Raw genomic sequence first — 362 nt, forward strand, 5'->3', positions numbered from 1 at the left:
TATCCAGCCAAAGAAGAGGTTTTATATTGACCAGGCTTCCAATCAGAGCAGAGCTCTTAGACAATCGCCCCCCTCGCATAAGATGGTAGAGGTCATCTACTAAGAAATGGGTCCGCAGGCGAGGCAAAATATCCAGAACCTTGGCCTTGACTTCATCTAGACTAGCCCCTTGGTCTCGCAGCTGGGCCGCCAGTATGGAAAGATAGCCCTCACCGCCAGCAGCTGCCCTAGTATCAATAATCTCAATGATGGCTTCTGGATAGTCCTCTAAGACCAAGTCTCTAGCAATCTGGCTGGACTGATAGGTCCCTGAAAGAACCGATGAAAATGCCAGATAAAGAACTGGTCGCTCTGCTTGGGCG

1 protein-coding gene is annotated in these 362 nt (G+C 50.0%); it reads right to left on the minus strand.

Annotation, left to right across the window (positions count from 1 at the left end; all coding sequences use genetic code 11):
- Positions 1 to 362: DegV family protein (locus FH871_RS35195; protein WP_138995376.1), on the minus strand; the 362-nt coding region annotated here is incomplete at both ends.

The sequence above is a fragment of the Larkinella sp. C7 genome, assembly GCF_006149005.1.
In the GTDB taxonomy this organism is placed as follows: Bacteria; Bacteroidota; Bacteroidia; order Cytophagales; family Spirosomataceae; genus Larkinella.